Source organism: Gordonibacter urolithinfaciens (assembly GCF_900199375.1).
Taxonomy (GTDB): Bacteria; Actinomycetota; Coriobacteriia; order Coriobacteriales; family Eggerthellaceae; genus Gordonibacter; species Gordonibacter urolithinfaciens.
The window spans coordinates 1702309-1718564 of sequence record NZ_LT900217.1 but is presented as its reverse complement, the minus strand read 5'-3'; the positions used below and the strand labels follow the sequence as shown (position 1 = coordinate 1718564).

Below are 16256 nucleotides of genomic sequence, written 5' to 3'. Positions count from 1 at the left end.
ATGTCAGACAACAGCAAACGGCAAGGAAGGGTATCGGTCGGCCTGATCGCCTTGGCGGCGGTGCTGGCCCTCGCGCTCGGCGCGGCCGCCTGGTGGCTCGCAGCGGGCGAGGAGGCGTTCGGAGGTGCGTTGGGCAGCCTGGCACCCCGCGGACAATCCGACCCCGCCCCTGTTTCCACCGCTCCTGTGAGCAGGGGCAACATTGAAAAAACCATCTCCGGCACCGGAGAGGTGAAAGGCAGCGCTTCCGAGAAGCTCAAACCCGCCCCCTGGCGTTACTTTAAATCGTTCGACGCGCCGCTGAACAAGCTCGTCCGCGCGGGGGAACCGCTGATGACCTACACGAACGGCGAGGTCATGTCGGCGCCGTACGACTTGGTGGCGAAATCCCGCACCGTGCCGAAAACCCGGGAGGCGCTTTCCCAAGACGACCACTTCGTGGAGGTGGAGCGCGTGGACACCGTCCATGTGGAGATGCCGGTAGCCGAAAGCGACCTGGCGAGCCTGGCCGAGGGCCAGGAGGTCGGCGTTGTCGTGGGCAGCCAAGGGGCGCGCACGGGCGTGATCTCGAACATCAACCAGGTGGGAGCCTACCAGGCCAGCGGCTCAAGGTTCACCGTGACCGTGGAGGTGCCCAACGACGGCAGCATCTGGCTGGGCATGTCGGCCACCCTCTCGGTCAAGGTGGCCCAAGCGATCGACGTGCTCACCGTTCCCGTAAGCGCCGTGCAGGGCGACGGAGACGCCAAAACCGTGACCGTGCTGGATCCCGACGGCTCGCTGCGCACCGTCGGCGTATCCACCGGCCTGTCGGACGGCACTAAGGTCGAGGTGGCGGGCGAGATCAAGGAGAGCGACGTCGTCGTGCTCCACGAATCCGCAACCGCGCCGGGCGGGGACGCCGGGAACGCTATCGTGACCATGACGGCGGCAGCATGACCGCCGGGACGACAAGCCCGCGCTATGCCGCAAGGCGCACGGCCGCAACCGGCAATGCCCGGGCCGCGGGCGCGGGGCCCGGGAAGGCACGGGGCATGGGCGAACCGGTCATAAGCATGGAAGGGCTGGCCAAGCGCTACCCCATGGGCGAGGAGACGGTTCACGCACTGGAAAACGTCGACTTCGCCGTGCAAAAGGGCGAATTCGTGGCCATCGTGGGCCCTTCCGGCTCGGGAAAGTCCACCCTCATGAACATCATAGGATTGCTGGACATGCCCGACGACGGCACCTATTGGCTGAACGGGCTCAACGTTGCGGATCTGGCGGACAACGCGCTGGCCGACCTACGCAACCGCACCATCGGATTCGTTTTCCAGAGCTTCAACCTGCTGGACTCGCTCACGGCGCTGGAGAACGTGAGGCTGCCCTTGTCCTATCGCGGCACGAGGCTGCGCGAGGCCGACGCCCTCGCCCGCCGCTACCTGGAGAAGGTCGGCCTCGGGGGCCGCGAAGGGCATCTGCCTCACCAGCTGTCGGGAGGCCAGCAGCAGCGTGTGGCCATCGCCCGCGCACTCGTGGGCAGCCCGTCCATCCTACTGGCCGACGAGCCCACGGGAGCGCTGGACTCGCGCACGAGCACCGAGATCATGGAGCTGTTCGAGGACTTGCACCGCGAAGGGCAGACCGTCGTCCTCATCACCCACAACCCGAGCTTGGCAGCCCGGGCCGAGCGCACGGCGAGCATCGCCGACGGGCGGCTGCAGGAAGAGGACGATCCCAGTTCGAAGACGGCAGCAGGCGAGGCCACGCGTCAGATAGCACTGCAGCCCCAGGGCCTTGCAGGGAAAGGAGGTCGGCGTGCGACGGACGCAAACCGCTAAAACCGCGCTTTCAAGCATCTCCCGCAACCGGCTGCGCACCGCCCTCACCATGTTGGGGCTGGTGATAGGCGTCTCGTCGGTCATCGTGCTGGTTGGCATCGGCGACGGCTCGAACCGGCAGGTGGAGGAGCGCATGAAGGCGCTGGGCGGCGACATGGTGTCGGCCTACGTGTTCAAGGAATCGCTCGACTACGACGACATAGTCGCCCTGCGCGGTTTGCCAGGCCTGGGACCGGTCGCCCCCTCGAAGAGGGTCGGCGGCGACCTGACAGCCGAGGGGCGCTCCACGAAGCGCAGCATGACAGAGGCCTCGGACGAGCACTACCTCCCCACACGCAACCTGCGGCTCGCAACCGGACGCAACCTGTCGCCCGTGGACCGCGAGAACCGCTCCAATGTGTGCGTAATAGGAGCCACCACGGCCAACGACCTGTTCGGGACGGTGGAATGCCTGGGCAAAACGCTCAAAATAGCGGGCGTGCCGTTCGTGGTCGTGGGCGTGCTGGAACCCATCGGCCAAGCCATGGGCCTCAATGCCGACGCTCTTGCGCTCGTGCCCTTCTCGGCCCTCCCGAGCCTGGGAGAGGAAACGAAGATCGAGACCGTGTATGCGCGGCCCGCCGTCAAAGGAAGCGTCGATACGGCAAAGGCGGCTCTGCTCCACTTCCTGTCGGGCGAGAAGGGGCTGTCGGCCGAACAGTTCGCCGTCGTTTCGCAGGACGACATGTTAAGCGCCTCTAACGAGATCAATCAGACCATGACGCTCATGCTGGCCGGCATTGCCAGCATCTCGCTCGTGGTAGCCGGTATCGGCGTGATGAACGTGATGCTGGTGTCGGTGACGGAGCGCACCCGCGAGATAGGCATCAAGAAGGCGCTCGGCGCGCGCCGCTCCGACATCCTGCGGCAGTTCCTGATGGAGGCGTTGCTGGTAAGCCTCATGGGAGGCGCGGCAGGCATCGCGGCTGGGCTTGCGTTCGGCATGCTGGCAGAAAGCATGGGGATGGCATTTTCGGCTTCTTGGGGCGTCGTTGCCGTTGCCGTTGCCGCCAGCACCGTCATCGGGTTGTCGTTCGGCATCTTCCCCGCCTATCGAGCCTCCCGCCTCACGCCCATCGAAGCGCTGCGGCAGGAATGAGGACCTGCTGCAGCGTGAGGGGGGGGGCTCGCTAGCTGCTGCAGGGAAAAGGACGAGAGTCCCCCTGTTGACTGCAGCTGCAGAAGGGACGAGGGCGCATTGCCGTGAAGGCGAGGGCGATGCGCACCCCTCACCTGCGGACAGGGCGAATACTTCCCTCGTGCGACCATAGTGGCGACGGGGCATTCCCGTGCACAAGGCAGGCACCGCTGCACGGTGGAAGGTGGGACGAGATTGGAGGCTATGGCCGATCTGGTCGGACGTTTCAAAGAACTGGTCGCGGGAACTTGAAAGGAGAAGTACATCGTGCCAGATCAATATTATTTCCGTTTGCGGCAATAAATGATAGCCTTGGCAAACTCCTGCCACAGCCTGCTCTTTCTTCCATGACCTTATTAGTAAGGGAGTGTTTCACGTGAAACACTCCCTTGGTGCGGGCAGGCTAGCGAACGGCGAGGTCGTCGTCGCAATCTTCGAGAGGGCCCGAAGCGACGGAGGTTATCTCGCCGACGGAGGCAGGCTCGTGGGCTGAAGCGGGCTCGTCGGCTCGGACAGGGTTCGAAACGGGAGCGTCCGGCTTCCGCGTGCCGAGCGCGAGGGAGATGGACTTCGTGGGGCAGTTCTCCACGCAGTCGAGGCAGAACGTGCATGACTCGAGCGTCTCTGTCGAGGAATGGGCCACGTCGATGTTCTCCGGGCACACGGTCGAGCACGTGCGGCATCCCTCGCTTGAAACGCAGGTGGCGCAGCTTGCCTGCGGCCGCACGCCGAAACCGAGCCTGGCGCGCAGCTTGCCCACCAGGCCGAAGAAGAAGCCCAAAGGACAGATGGCCGAGCACCAGCGCTTGAACAAGAACAGCTCCGCCAGCAACATGAGCGGGAACACGACAAGCTCCCAACCCGGCTGCAACAGCACGAACACGCGGTTCAAGGCCCACAAGGTGCCGAATACAAGCCCGATAGGGCACAGCAGGCAGAAAACCGGGAACTTGACGACAAACGACACCAGCAGCAGAACGGCCAACACCGCACCTTGCGTTTTGATGCCGGGCCCTGCCCCGGCGCATGCAGAGCAGCCAGCCGCCTTCCCGGCCTCTTCAGATGCTTGCGAGGGGGCCGGGGCGCGGTCTTCGCCCCTGCGCCCGCGCAGACCGCGCGGCGCGTGGCCGCCGAAGACGTTCTTGAGCAGCTGGGAGGGACACGCCCAGGCGCAAAACGCCCGTCCCACCAAAAACACGATGAGCAGCACTGCAAGGACACCCGGCAGCAACTGCCACGGGATGCTGCCCGATGCGGCAGCTATCTGGGCGAAGCCTACCGGACACAGCACGCACAGCGTTCCGATTGCCGCGCCCCCGCCAACATGCGCCGCTCCAACCGCCGCAACCAGCAAGGCAGTGGCAACGACTATGCGGAGAGCCTTGCTACGCGTTTTCATGGGTGGCCCCCTTCCCCTCTCCTGAAGCCGGCCTCAAGGAACCGTCCGGACCATCGGGGTGCATGCCTCGCGAATGCGGGGGCAATGCTTCGGCTGCGGCAGTTGTGCGCAAGGAGGTAAGCTCCGCGTCGGCCACCGCGCCCGATGCGTGCGCAGCCTCGCTCTCGCGTGAGACCACCACGATTCCCTTGTTTGCGATGCTGGGGTTGTAGGCACGCAACGACGAAGACGGGCATGACGTCTCGCACTTCCCGCAGCCGTCGCAAAGATCGGCGTGCACTACCGGCCGATCATGGTCGTCCAGCGAGATGGCGCCCTCCACCGGGCACTCGTCCTTGCACACGGTGCAGCCGGACCAGTCCCAGGCCACGCAGGCATCCTTTACCACTACCGCCACACCCAGGTCGCGCTCGCGCGCACCGCCGAACGCCAGCGCGCCGGTAGGGCACGCCTCGACGCACTTCATGCAAAAGTCGCAGTGGGCCTGCTCGAACGCCAACGTTGGCGTCCCGTAGGCCACGAATCCGCCAGAGAGCGGCACCGGCGTGATGATGCCGTACGGGCATGCCTGCAGGCAGCGCTGGCAGCGGTTGCACGCCGCCGCCAACCGCGCGTTGGACTCCACGCCAGGCGGGCGCACGAAGGCAGCGTCGGCCTGCTTGGTCGCCGCGCCGAACCCCCCTGCCCCTATGGTTATCGCCCCGACCGCACCGGCGGCGAGAAACCCGCGCCGGGAAATAGTATCCACACCCATCAACCCCTCTCACCTGTCCAACGCCGACAAAGAAGCATCGGAAGCTCCCTTAAGAAAACGCTCTTGCGCGCGAGGCTACCCCACAACCTCGTCCAGCGCGCTCTCGTCGGCTTTAAGGTAGGTTTCGGTGAAGGTGGCCAAATGGGCATAGAAGCCGGTTTCTGCCGATGCGCAGGCGTCAGCCGCGAACGGCTCTATCCACCGCAACAGGTGATCGCGCAAAAATGCCAGCTGGCCGCCCAGCAAGTCCTCCGCCGCCTGGCCCTCGCCCGCCCGCAGTGCACCGGCAGCCTGTTCGCACAAGCGTGCCATGAATGCCAGCTCGACCGCCAGATGGTCTTCCGGCTCCGGGAAGGTGGGGTCCTTCGCGAATCGCGCTGCATGATAGAGCGTCCTTACTTGGGCATACGCTTCCTGCATCATGAGCCCGTCCGGGCTGGTGTACACCGACTCGTAAGGAAACGCCTTCTGTGCGGTGCGCGGCCCCATGCCGAAGAACACGCGGTTGAACACCACGGCCAACTGCTCGAGCGCCGCCTCGTCAAGGTCGGCCAGGCAAGCCTGCAAGGCAGCAAAGCCGTCTGCTAATGCCGCGTCGTCAGACTCGAGGGCTGCATGTCCCGCGAAATCGGCAGCGAACGCAGCATCTATCTCTTTCTCATAGCAGCGCGAAAGCAGCGTATACACCCGCCCGCGGTTTTCGCAAAAGTCGGTTAAGTTCTCGACCAGCTCGGTCGGCAAGGCATTCTCCATGATGCTTCCCCTTCTTCTCCGTCTTGCGAAGACGCCCGCTCGCTGCGAACGCCTTCCCTCGTGCGCAAGCCATGCGGCGAGCGCGCCTTGTCCGTCACGGCTCTGTGACCGGCGGCGCGCTCGCCGCATGGTTTGCCCGCACCTTTGCGGGAGCGGGCGATGCCACGTACCGGCATCGCCCGCCTCGAGGCATCGCTAGTAGATGAACGACTCCACGCTCGTGCCCACACCGTACATGATGACGCGCAAGCACACCGCGCCCACCACCGAGCAGGCAAACGCCGCGAACATAAAGGCAGCCAGCTTCTTCGGATCAGCCAAGCCGGAGCCCGCATCGCCCTTCGTGGACTTTACGCAGGCCAAAGCAGTGAGCGCCACAGGGGCCGCGAGCCCCACCAGCACCACGCCCAGCCAGAACATGACCGCCAGGTCGCCCGCCAACAAACGCTCGATGGAACGCGACGGTGCCTGGTACGGCGCGATGGCTATCCATATTACGTAGGCCACCGACGTCACTGCCATGATGACAACGGCCGCCAACGCAATGCGCAGGGCAAACCCGCCGTCTTCCTTTGCGTTGCCGCGAAGCAATACCAGACCGCACATCAAAAGCGCGCCCATGGCCAGGCCGGCACCCAGGTACATGAGCGGCAGCGCCGCGCTGTCCCAGGCAGGACGGGCTGCGATCAGGTAAGAGGCGCCGGCCACCACCGGCAGCACCAGACCCAAAACCGCGCCCAGGATGCCGAACACCTTGCTGGCACCGGGGTAGTCCTTCTTCGCCAAGACGACGTACACCAAAGACACGATGCCCATGAGCGCCACCACCAGCAGCTCCTTGGACAAGCCGGAGCCGAAGTTGCCCAGCAGGTGCGTCGCGCGCTCCGGATGCCCCATGTGCAGCACCGACACGCAGCCGCCAACCGCCAGGCACGCCAGCGCGATGAGCGCGCCTATGAAGCGGACTTCCTTGAACTTGCCCTTGAGCTCGCCTGCGCCCAAGAACACGAAGATGCCGCCGGTAATGCCCAAGAGCACGCTGAAGATCAGCAGAGGCCACTGAATTGCCATGGCTACTCACCGCCTTTCCAAGTGAACTTGTCCAAGCCGTAGTCCACTCCCGGATGGTTCCCCACGTCGGTGAGCTTATGCGTCTTCTTGGACGCCCTCATCTTCGAAGGCGCGGACTCGGGATCGTCCAAGTCGCCGAACAGGCGCGCCTGGCCGGGGCAGTGGCGCACGCACGCCGGCTGCTCGCCCTTGTCGATAAGGTGGGCGCACATGGTGCACTTCTCGATAACGCCCTTGTCGCGGCCCTCGTCGTAGGCGCGCACGCCGTAAGGGCAGGCCATGACGCAGTACTGGCACCCGATGCACTTGCTGTGGTCCACCAGGACCACGCCGTCCTCGCGCTTGTAGCTGGCGCCGGTGGGGCACACGCTCACGCACTCGGGGTTGTCGCAGTGCTGGCACGCCACGGGCAGGTAGTACATCTCCAGGTCGGGGTAGGTTCCCGAGGGACCTACGGTGAGCACCTTGTTGTAATAGGTGCCCAGGCCCACGCCGTTTTCTTGCTTGCAGACCACCGCGCAGGAATGGCACCCGATGCAGCTGTCCAGATCGATTGAGATAATGTTGCGGGTCATGCTACTTCGCACCTCCCTTCACCGTCACCTGCGCCACGCCGTTCTCCTGGCTGTCGGAAGCCAGGGCCTCGGCGCTCATGGGCAGGAATATCTTCAGGTCTTCCTCGTTCATGCAGATGTTCGCCGGCGCGCCCTCCTCAGCCTTGTAGATCCTGCAGAGGCCGCCGTAGTTGTCGGTACCGACCGCCGGGTCGTAGGGGCCGTTGTTCTCGAACAGCACGTTGCAGTTCGAGTCGAAAGCGCCGTGCAGGTCGTCCGTGGCCTCGCGCTCGGGGAACCACCAGTCGTGCTCCACGTGGATCATGCCCGGCTTGATGGCCTCGGTGAGGTTCGCACGCTGGCGAATCTTGTCCACGTACGTCTCGATGACCACCCAGTCGTCCTGCTCGATGCCGTGCTCGGCAGCGGTGGCGGGGTTGATGTCCACGGTCGGGAACATGTGCACCTCGCGCATCCACGGGCTGTTGCGGTACTCGGTGTGGAAGAACGCATGGGAGCGCCCTCCCGTGATAAGCGTGTACGGGAAGTCCTCCAGCATGTCGGGGCGGGCCAGCGGCGTGATGGGCGGCTCGATGTACAGCGGCAGCGGGCCGTTGCCGTACAGCAGCAGGTCTTCGGACCACATTTCCATCTTGCCGTTGTCCGACTGCGGGTGCGCAGGAATTACCTTGCCATCCGGCGTCTTCGTGCCGGGGAAGCGGTACACCGTCCCCATCTTGTTGCCACGGTACATGGTGTTGAAACCGGGGCGGAAGTCGCTCGTCTTGCGCATGAAACCCGTCTCGTACTTCGGCGCGCCCTTTACGGTGGCCATCTCGACGCCGGTCACGCTGATGCGCTCGCGGAATTCCTCGAAGCTTGCACAGCTCAACTGCGGAGGCAGCATTTCGGGGCCCTTCACCATGTAATCGAAGAACTCGTACTTGTCCTTCCAGTACATGTCCACGTCCATGTACTTCGCGAACTCGAAGCAGATGTCCATGTCGTCTTTGCTCTCGCCCAGCGGCTCGTGGAACGGCTGGCGGATGAGGTAGGTGTGGCTGGTGGGATAGCCGTGGCCCGAGTGAGCCCACTCCACGCGGTCCACCTCGTTGGGGTGCGCGGCCGGCAGGATGATGTCGGCGAGCTCGCCCGAGGGGGTCATGTAGATGTCCACGTTCACGAAGAAGTCCAGGTTCTTGAAGCCCTCCACGATCTCGCGACCGCCCTCGATGGAGAGGATGGGCTCGGACGTCTGCTGCCAGTAACCGTGGATCTGGAACGGATCGCCCTTTGCCATGGCCTTCGTGGTGGCCGCGCCGAATCCGCCCTGCTGGCCGTAGATGACCTGGCCGCCGGAGTTCTGCGTGGTTTCGCGCAGCTCGCCCGTGGCATCGTCGGCAACGAGAATCTGCTGGTAACCGGTGTTCTGGCACACGGAGAGCTTCTTGATGTTCTTCGCCGTTTCCAGGCGGCGCTTGCCCATCCGGCCTTCCTTGTTCGGCACGACGTCGAACATGAACGAGTCGTAGCCGGTGGCGGGCTCGCGGCCGATGTTCTGGCCGCCCTTCGAGTCGAAGTTGCCGGCGAGCGCCATCATGATGGTGAACGCCTGCGAGATGCCCGATGTGTTGATGGAGAACTCCACCTTCTGGCCGCGGCAGAAGCACGCCGAGGGACTGGCCTCGATGTAGATATCGATAGCCTCGCGAATCTTGTCTTCGGGCAGTTCGCAGAACTCGGCAGCGCGCTCCACGGTCCACGGCGTGACGTGCTCGACCAGGATATCCCAGGAAGTGCGGTACGTCTTGCCGTTGATCTCGCGGCTACCGGAAAGCGCCGGCTTCGCGTCCGCCACGATGTTGCCCTCGGCATCGAGCCACTGGAAGGCCTTCGGGCCGCCCACGCCCTGCTTGTTCTGCCAGTCGCCGGACCAGGAGATCAGCTGGTCGTGCGCCTCGTCCCAAGCGGGGTACAGCTCCTCGTTGCCGCCTTCTTTGATCATTGACTCGCGCAGCTGGTAGCCGGTGCCCTCCTCGTCGATGAAGAACGGGGCGTTGGTGTAGAAGCGCGCGAAGTCTTCGGCGCACTTGTCCGAGTGAATGATCTCGTTGATGAACGCCAACACCAGCGCCATGTCGGAACCGGGGCGGATAGGCAGCCACAGGTCTGCCTTGCTGGCCGTGCAGGTGTAGCGCGGATCCACGCAGATAACCTTGGCGCCGCGCTCCTGGGCGCGCTTGACGGTGAGCCAGTCGTAGTAGCCGCGGCTGCGCTCCTGGCGGCACCAGATAAGGATGCAGTTCGTATTGTTGCCGTCCCAACCGGTGTACTGCGTCTCGTCGCCGTACAGGCGCTGGCTGGTGAAGTACGAGCCCACCCAGCACAGGTTGCCCACGCCGAACGTGGCCGTGGAGCCCAGCTCCAGCCATAGCTTGTTGATGGCCTGGAACTGCAGCATGTCGCGACCTGTGCCGTACTGGTGCGCGATGGTGTGCCAGCCGTGCTCCTCGCCTATCTTGGTGAAGCGGTCGGCGGCCTCCTGGTAGGCTTCCTCCCACGTGATGCGCTTCCACTGGCCGGAGCCCTTCTCGCCCACGCGCTTCTGCGGGTAGCGCACGCGCAGCGGGTTGTACAGCTCCTGCGGAATGGCAAACGCGCGCGAGCACAGCGTTCCCTCGCTGAACAGATCGGGGTTGCCCTCGATCTTCACCACGCGGCCGTCCTTGACGTGACCGAACAGCGCGCAGCGGCCGTAACATTGGCGGCACGCACTGGGGATCTTCTTCACGTCGTCGGATGCGGTCGCCCCTGCGGCGCCCGCTGCATCGTCCGCAAAGGCCGTGGCAGCCTGCGAACCCAGCAGCAGCGTCGATGCGGTCGCGGCGGCGGTTGCCTTCACGAAGCCGCGGCGGCTCATCTTAAGTGACATCTCTCCTCCTCCTTTTGCCTCTCGTGGCCAAGATCTGCTTCAGGAGGAAGGCCGCGGGCAGATCCCGCTGGGACTGGCGACGGTTCATGCACAACGCTGGCCGCTCCCCTTGGCGAATCGAGCGCGTGCACCACTCCGATGCGCACGGCCCCTCGTTCACCCGGCGCGTCCCCACGCGCCCTCCCATCCTTGGCAAATTACTTGCAATGCTAATTATATTAACCACAACTATTAGCGCAACAGGTATTTGCAAAGAATAGTCCTGAACTGCTACAAGCGTGCGTAGAGCAACCGATTCGCACGGCAATGAAAGAGGAGATTCGACCGATAATCTTCCGCGTTCTTGACGGGGCCCAGCCGCTTATGGTTTCTTGTAGGCGAGAGAATGCGAAACGCCGCGACCGAACGATCCTGCCACTTCCCTTGCATGGTCGCCTTCCCGTCGCCCGGCGCGATGCGCCCCACCGCACGCGACAACGCAAAAGCCGCCCTGCGCATATCGGAAGGGTTCAACATGGAGAGCAAGCACAACCGTCTCATAGGTTATCTGGTGTACGACGCGCAGAAGCACATCACGAAATCGCTCGAGGTCACGCTTAAGCCCTACGATATCACCCCTGGCCAGTGGAACCTCATCAACCAGCTCGATCAGGCGGGCGAGCTGTCACAGAAAGAGCTGGCTACCATCACGCACAAAGAGCAGGCGACCATCACGCGGTACCTGGACACGCTCGAGCGCAAGGGGCTCGTGGTGCGCAACAAGCACAAGACCGACCGTCGCTCGCATGTGGTGAGCACCACCGACAAGGCCCACGAGCTCATCCGCACCGTGCTGCCCCTTACCGCCATCACGGCGAACCGGCTGATAGAGGGCATCGACCAGCAGGACATCGACACGTTCGTGGAGGTGCTGACCGCCCTCAAGCAGAACGCTGAGACCATTTCCGGCAACTAGCGCAGCGCCTCAGCGCCGACCGATCCGGTACGCGGCGTAAAGGGATATTCCGAGCGCCGCCAACGAAACGGCAAGCGCCGCCAGCGCATAGAGCAGATCGGCCATGGCAGCCTCCTTCGGGTACGGCGGCTCAGGCCGCGCAAACGGATCAACCAGCCCGACAGGGTATTACCCGCAGAGCCTGCCTACAGGGTAGTCCCGCTTTGGGGCCGAACAGAGGCGGGCGGGCGAAGTCAGGACGGCGACAGCTTTCCGAAATTGCCCCGTTGTCCGCAGGCCTTTCCCCTGCTACAATATGCCGGCACAATTTCATAGCATCACCCCGTTGATACGTCCTGGATCGCACGAGACTGGACGAGGAGGGGCCTCTGGAGAATCCCGATCGTCGGGTGCCGAAGGGGCAAGGCGGATGGCCGAAGGCCGCATCGCCGAAACTCTCAGGCAAAAGGACAGAGCAAAGCTGCAGCTTGTTGCGCGCACGCGCCTTCCCTTTTTCCCGCATATATCCTCCAGAGTGCCGCGTCCATGGACGGGGTTCGCCGAAATTGCACGTACATGCTTGTATCGAGGAGGAAACTGGTGGAAGGCTTTTTCAGCGTTATCAACGATGGGCTCGTCGCTATCGACGACTTCATCTGGGGGGTGCCGCTCATGGTGCTCATCCTGTTCGGCGGCATCCTGCTGACGGTACGGTTGCGCGCCGTGCAGTTCCGGCAGCTGCCGCGCGCCCTGCGCTACATGGTGAAGAACGAGAAGGGCGGCGCCGGCGAGGTGTCGAGCTTCGGCGCGCTGTGCACGGCCCTGTCGGCTACCATCGGCACGGGCAACATAGTCGGCGTGGCCACGGCCATCGTCGCCGGAGGCCCGGGCGCGCTGTTCTGGATGTGGCTGGCCGCCTTGTTCGGCATGGCCACGAAGTTCTCCGAGGGCCTGCTGGCCGTGAAGTACCGTCGCGTCGACAAGAAGACGGGGCACGTTCTGGGCGGCCCGTTCTACTACATCGAGCGCGGCATGGGCATGAGGTGGCGCTGGCTGGCGAAGGTGTTCGCGTTCTTCGGCATGTGCGTGGGCCTGTTCGGCATCGGCACGTTCACGCAGGTCAACTCTATTTCCAGCGCTATCACCGGCTTCTTCGACCCCGAGAAGAACGCCACCGTGAGCATTCTGGGCATGGACTACTCCATCTTCACCGTCATCGGCTCGCTGCTGCTGGCCCTGCTGGTGGGCCTCGTGGTCATCGGCGGCCTGAAGCGCATCGCCAAGGTGTCCGAGCGCGTGATCCCCGCCATGGTGGTGCTGTACGTGGGCTTCTCGCTCGTGCTCATCTTCACGAACCTGGACAAGGTGCCCGGTGCGTTCGCCGTCATCTTCCAGAGCGCGTTCGGCCTGCAGGCTGCGGCCGGCGGCATGCTCGGCGCCATCATCGTGGCCATGCAGAAGGGCATTGCGCGCGGCATCTTCTCGAACGAGGCGGGCCTTGGTTCCGCGCCCATCGCCGCTGCGGCCGCGCAGACGAAGGAGCCGGTGCGCCAGGGCCTCGTGTCCATGAAATGACCGGCACGTTCCTGGATACCATCGTGGTGTGCTCCATGACCGGCCTGGCGCTGGTCATGACCGGCGCGTACCAGATCCCCGGCCTCGAAGGCGCCGCCGTGACCACGGCCGCATTCCAGGCGGGCCTGCCGTTCCTGCCGCCCGAGGTGGTGTCGTTCGTGCTCATGGCATGCCTGGTGCTGTTCGGGTTCACCACGATCCTCGGTTGGGACTACTATGGCGAGCGTTGCCTGGAGTATTTCAGCAACGGCAACATGAAGGCCGTGAAGGTGTACCGCTGGCTTTACATCTTCTGCGTGTTCATCGGCCCCTACATGACCGTGGCGGCCGTGTGGACCATCGCCGACATCTTCAACGGGCTCATGGCGTTGCCGAACATGATCGCGCTCATCGCGCTGTCCGGCGTGGTGGTGAAGGAGACGAAGGACTACTTCGAGCGCCTGAAGGCTGCCGGCGACGAGGATGCCATGGAGCCGCACCTTCCCGGTGACAACTGGGACATCCCGCCCATCGACCCGCTGAACGCCCCCGACTCCGATACGGCCGGCGCGCGGGCATAGCGACCGCAGGGGCATATGCGCCCATAGCTTTTCCATCGCGCGCCGAGCCTTCCCGCTCGGCGCGCGGCGTTTGACGCCGGTACAGCTTGGAGGGACGGTGCTAGCCTAGCGCGGCGTTGATCTTCAACACAATGGCCGCCAGCTGCTGCTTTTCCGCACCGTCAAGCACCGCCAGTGTCTCGCGCGCGAACGCGCGCTGGTGGTCGCGAGCTTCCTGCGCCTGATCGCGGCCGTGATCGGTGAGCGCGACCCGCCGGGCACGGCGGTCCTGCTCGCCGGCGGCGCGCTCGATGCAGCCGTCGGCTTCCAGCCGGGCCAGCAGCGCCCCGAGCGACTGCGGGCGGATGCCCACGATATCGGCCAGCTCCACCTGCGACAGCGGACGCGGTGCGAACCCCTCGGCCATCGCCTCCTCATGGCTCGCCAGCACCGCCAGCACGAACGAGGCCCCTGTCGCGCCGCCCGCCTGGCGCGATCGGCGCGCGATCACCTGGCTCATATGCGCCATCTCGCGCATGATGGAGTCGTCGCTTAGAGGCTCCATGGCCCATCCCCTCCCTTCGCCCGGCGCCCGCTACGCCTGTTGCGCGGCAGCCTCGCCCAGCTCGCCCGCCGCAACGGCGGGACGCGCTGCGCCACCCGAGGCTTCGCGCAGGCCGCGCAGCTTGCGCACCTCGCGGACCACGAACACCGTCGTCATGAGCGTGGCCAGGCCGTCTGAAACAGGCGCGCTCACCACCACGCCCTGCAGCCCCGTGAGCCCGAACACGGACGTCAGCACCGGAGGCAACAGCAGATACAGCGGGATGAGGAAGATCACCTGGCGCGTCATCTCCAGGATGGCGGCCTTGAACGGCTGGCCGCTGGACTGGAAGTAGCTCGACCCCACGATCTGGAACCCGACCAGCGGATACAGCAGCGTGTAGATCTGCAGCGCCGTGACCGCGAACGACTCCAGGTCGCCCGTCACGCCGAACAGCGCCACGATCTGCACCGGTATCGCGTGCGAGAGCACGAGGAAGAACGCCCCGATGGCCACGCCCGCAACCGACGCCCACTTGAGCGCGTCGAGCACGCGCTGCCACGAGCGGGCCCCGTAGTTGTACCCGATGATGGGCTGCGCTCCCATGATCAGGCCGATGAGCGGCGTGATGGCGAACAACGTGGCCTTCTGCGCCACGCCGATGGCCGCAAGCGCGCCCGTCACGCCGATGGGATCCTGCGCGCCGTAAATGTCGATGACCTGGTTCAACACCACGCTCACCACCGTGGAGGCCACCTGCATGACGAACGACGCCAGACCCAGCGTGAGGATGCGCCCCATGAGACGCGCATCGGGGCGGCAACACGACAGGCGCAGGCGGAACGGCGCGCCCTTGCACATCGTGAAGTACCACACCACCGGCACCATGCCGCACGCCTGCCCCAGCACGGTGGCGCCGGCGCTGCCCGCAACGCCCCAGCCGAGCACGAGCACGAACAGGTAGTTCAGCACGATGCACATCACGGTGCCGAACACCATGGTGCCCAGCGCCAGGTTCGGCTTGCCTGCCGTGCGCAGGAAGTTGTTCAGGCCCATGCCGAGCGACTGGAAGGCGAAACCCACGCAGATGATCTGCACGAACGTCTTGGTAGGCTCCCACAGCTCGTTACTCGTGCCGATAAGCGCGAGGATGGGGTCGATGGCCGTGACCGCTGCCACCGCCACCAGCACGGCCAGCCCGAACAACAGCACAGCCGAGTTCCCCAGCGTCTTCTCCACCTGCGCCTTGCGGCCCTCGCCCAGCTGGATGGCCGCGAGCGCGTTGCCGCCCTGGCCGGCGACCATGGAGAAGCCCATGAGGATGGTCATGACCGGCAGCGCCAGCGTGGTGACGGCCACGCCCGTGCCGTCGGGGAACGCCTGGCCGAGGAAGGCGGTGTCCACCACGTTGTAAAGCGAGTTGAACACCATGCTGATAATGGCTGGGATGGAGAACTCCAGCAACAGCCTGCCGATCCGCTCCGTCCCCAACCGGTCCGTCCCTTTCGCCGCCCCGGCGCCGCCCACCGCTTCAACCTCGTTCGCCATGCACTGCCTCTTTCGCGCTTCCGTGATACCTGATGTACGTCCCCTCCAGTTTATCCCGATTCAGTGTCGAGGAAAGAAAATAATAAGTTAACTTATTATTTTCTCCATAAGACGGCCCAGAGCGCATGACATCGTTTTTGATGCATTGTGCTCTTTTCCCACATCAACCTGTGGCGCCGGCGGTCCTTGCAGGGGCGTCTTGTCTTGGGATCCCACGCAGAAAGACCCCGTGTTTCATGCGAAACACGGGGTCTTTCCTCGAAAAGGCAGCGGGGAGCTGTTTCTGCCTTACCCCAGGCGTGCGCCGTCGGGAACCTCGCGCTCGGGGACGGCGAGGGCAGGGAGGATGCCGTCCTCGTAGCCGATGTCGTAGATCATTCCCTCGGACACCTCGCCGGCCATCTTGCGGGGCGCCATGTTCACCACGAACAACGCTTGGCGGCCCTCCAGCTCGGCCTTGCAATCTGCGCGCTCCTCCTTCATACCGGAGAGGATCGTGCGCGTGAACCCACCGAAGCTCACCGTCATCTTGATGAGCTTCTTGGAACCCTCCACGTCGTCCACCCGCACGATGCGCCCCACGCGGATGTCCAGCTTGTCCAGGTCGTCGATCGTGATGGGCGGCTTGACCGGCGCCGTCTCGATGGTCTCCACGG

13 protein-coding genes, 1 pseudogene and 1 riboswitch are annotated in these 16256 nt (G+C 64.6%); of the genes and pseudogenes, 5 read left to right on the top strand and 9 right to left on the bottom strand.

What is annotated here, in order from left to right; translation table 11 throughout:
- From BN3560_RS07410 to BN3560_RS07400, 3 genes are all read left to right on the top strand, one after another.
- Positions 1-939: an efflux RND transporter periplasmic adaptor subunit gene (locus tag BN3560_RS07410; protein WP_096227558.1), complete on the top strand. Its 939-nt coding sequence runs from the start codon at positions 1-3 to the stop codon at positions 937-939.
- Positions 940-1034: 95 nt separating this feature from the next.
- Entirely contained in the window at positions 1035-1820 is a 786-nt protein-coding gene (locus tag BN3560_RS07405; RefSeq protein WP_096227557.1) for an ABC transporter ATP-binding protein, read from the top strand.
- Entirely contained in the window at positions 1798-2958 is a 1161-nt protein-coding gene (locus BN3560_RS07400) for an ABC transporter permease (RefSeq protein ID WP_096227556.1), read from the top strand. Before BN3560_RS07405 ends, BN3560_RS07400 begins: the two co-directional genes overlap by 23 nt.
- A 442-nt stretch (positions 2959-3400) precedes the next feature.
- Here the strand turns inward: BN3560_RS07400 and BN3560_RS07395 are convergent, their stop codons facing one another.
- The 6 genes from BN3560_RS07395 to BN3560_RS07370 form a co-directional block, all read right to left on the bottom strand.
- Positions 3401-4396 carry a 4Fe-4S binding protein gene (locus BN3560_RS07395; protein ID WP_096227555.1) on the bottom strand — a complete coding sequence of 332 codons (996 nt, stop codon included), beginning with the start codon at positions 4394-4396 and terminating at the stop codon, positions 3401-3403.
- On the bottom strand, positions 4383-5150 hold the full coding sequence (locus tag BN3560_RS07390) for a 4Fe-4S dicluster domain-containing protein (RefSeq protein ID WP_087190733.1): 768 nt from the start codon (positions 5148-5150) through the stop codon (positions 4383-4385). Before BN3560_RS07390 ends, BN3560_RS07395 begins: the two co-directional genes overlap by 14 nt.
- 75 nt (positions 5151-5225) lie before the next feature.
- Entirely contained in the window at positions 5226-5903 is a 678-nt protein-coding gene (locus BN3560_RS07385; protein ID WP_096227554.1) for a TorD/DmsD family molecular chaperone, read from the bottom strand.
- Positions 5904-6098: 195 nt separating this feature from the next.
- The gene (locus tag BN3560_RS07380; protein WP_096227553.1) at positions 6099-6974 is read right to left on the bottom strand and encodes a dimethyl sulfoxide reductase anchor subunit family protein; all 876 of its coding nucleotides are present in this window, start codon (positions 6972-6974) and stop codon (positions 6099-6101) included.
- A gap of 2 nt (positions 6975-6976) precedes the next feature.
- Positions 6977-7549 carry a 4Fe-4S dicluster domain-containing protein gene (locus tag BN3560_RS07375; protein ID WP_087190730.1) on the bottom strand — a complete coding sequence of 191 codons (573 nt, stop codon included), beginning with the start codon at positions 7547-7549 and terminating at the stop codon, positions 6977-6979.
- Position 7550: 1 nt separating this feature from the next.
- Positions 7551-10460: a molybdopterin-containing oxidoreductase family protein gene (locus tag BN3560_RS07370; RefSeq protein WP_096227552.1), complete on the bottom strand. Its 2910-nt coding sequence runs from the start codon at positions 10458-10460 to the stop codon at positions 7551-7553.
- A gap of 514 nt (positions 10461-10974) precedes the next feature.
- Between BN3560_RS07370 and BN3560_RS07365 the strand changes: the two genes are divergently transcribed.
- A complete protein-coding gene (locus tag BN3560_RS07365; protein WP_096228625.1) occupies positions 10975-11415 on the top strand; it encodes a MarR family winged helix-turn-helix transcriptional regulator in 441 nt (146 codons plus the stop codon).
- A 358-nt stretch (positions 11416-11773) separates the two neighbouring features.
- Positions 11774-11878: riboswitch (glycine riboswitch) on the top strand.
- 116 nt (positions 11879-11994) lie between these two features.
- Positions 11995-13529: pseudogene (locus BN3560_RS14980) on the top strand (alanine/glycine:cation symporter family protein).
- A gap of 100 nt (positions 13530-13629) precedes the next feature.
- Here the strand turns inward: BN3560_RS14980 and BN3560_RS07355 are convergent.
- The 3 genes from BN3560_RS07355 to BN3560_RS07345 all read right to left on the bottom strand — a co-directional run bounded on the left by BN3560_RS07355 (position 13630) and on the right by BN3560_RS07345 (position 16254).
- Positions 13630-14073 (bottom strand): MarR family winged helix-turn-helix transcriptional regulator, encoded by a 444-nt coding sequence (locus BN3560_RS07355; RefSeq protein WP_096227551.1) that lies wholly within the window; start codon positions 14071-14073, stop codon positions 13630-13632.
- A 30-nt stretch (positions 14074-14103) separates the two neighbouring features.
- Positions 14104-15600, bottom strand: a complete 1497-nt coding sequence (locus BN3560_RS07350) for an MATE family efflux transporter (protein ID WP_096227550.1) — start codon at positions 15598-15600, stop codon at positions 14104-14106.
- Positions 15601-15888: 288 nt separating this feature from the next.
- Positions 15889-16254: a tRNA-binding protein gene (locus BN3560_RS07345; protein ID WP_227115337.1), complete on the bottom strand. Its 366-nt coding sequence runs from the start codon at positions 16252-16254 to the stop codon at positions 15889-15891.
- Positions 16255-16256 lie beyond the last annotated feature (2 nt).

What these genes read in the sequence shown, in the direction of transcription:
- BN3560_RS07410 (WP_096227558.1), top strand. Translation starts at nt 1, where the DNA reads ATGTCAGACAACAGCAAACGGCAAGGAAGGGTATCGGTCGGCCTGATC.
- BN3560_RS07405 (WP_096227557.1), top strand. Translation starts at nt 1,035, where the DNA reads ATGGGCGAACCGGTCATAAGCATGGAAGGGCTGGCCAAGCGCTACCCC.
- BN3560_RS07395 (WP_096227555.1), bottom strand. Translation starts at nt 4,396, where the DNA reads ATGAAAACGCGTAGCAAGGCTCTCCGCATAGTCGTTGCCACTGCCTTG.
- BN3560_RS07390 (WP_087190733.1), bottom strand. Translation starts at nt 5,150, where the DNA reads ATGGGTGTGGATACTATTTCCCGGCGCGGGTTTCTCGCCGCCGGTGCG.
- BN3560_RS07385 (WP_096227554.1), bottom strand. Translation starts at nt 5,903, where the DNA reads ATGGAGAATGCCTTGCCGACCGAGCTGGTCGAGAACTTAACCGACTTT.
- BN3560_RS07380 (WP_096227553.1), bottom strand. Translation starts at nt 6,974, where the DNA reads ATGGCAATTCAGTGGCCTCTGCTGATCTTCAGCGTGCTCTTGGGCATT.
- BN3560_RS07375 (WP_087190730.1), bottom strand. Translation starts at nt 7,549, where the DNA reads ATGACCCGCAACATTATCTCAATCGATCTGGACAGCTGCATCGGGTGC.
- BN3560_RS07370 (WP_096227552.1), bottom strand. Translation starts at nt 10,460, where the DNA reads ATGTCACTTAAGATGAGCCGCCGCGGCTTCGTGAAGGCAACCGCCGCC.
- BN3560_RS07365 (WP_096228625.1), top strand. Translation starts at nt 10,975, where the DNA reads ATGGAGAGCAAGCACAACCGTCTCATAGGTTATCTGGTGTACGACGCG.
- BN3560_RS07355 (WP_096227551.1), bottom strand. Translation starts at nt 14,073, where the DNA reads ATGGAGCCTCTAAGCGACGACTCCATCATGCGCGAGATGGCGCATATG.
- BN3560_RS07350 (WP_096227550.1), bottom strand. Translation starts at nt 15,600, where the DNA reads ATGGCGAACGAGGTTGAAGCGGTGGGCGGCGCCGGGGCGGCGAAAGGG.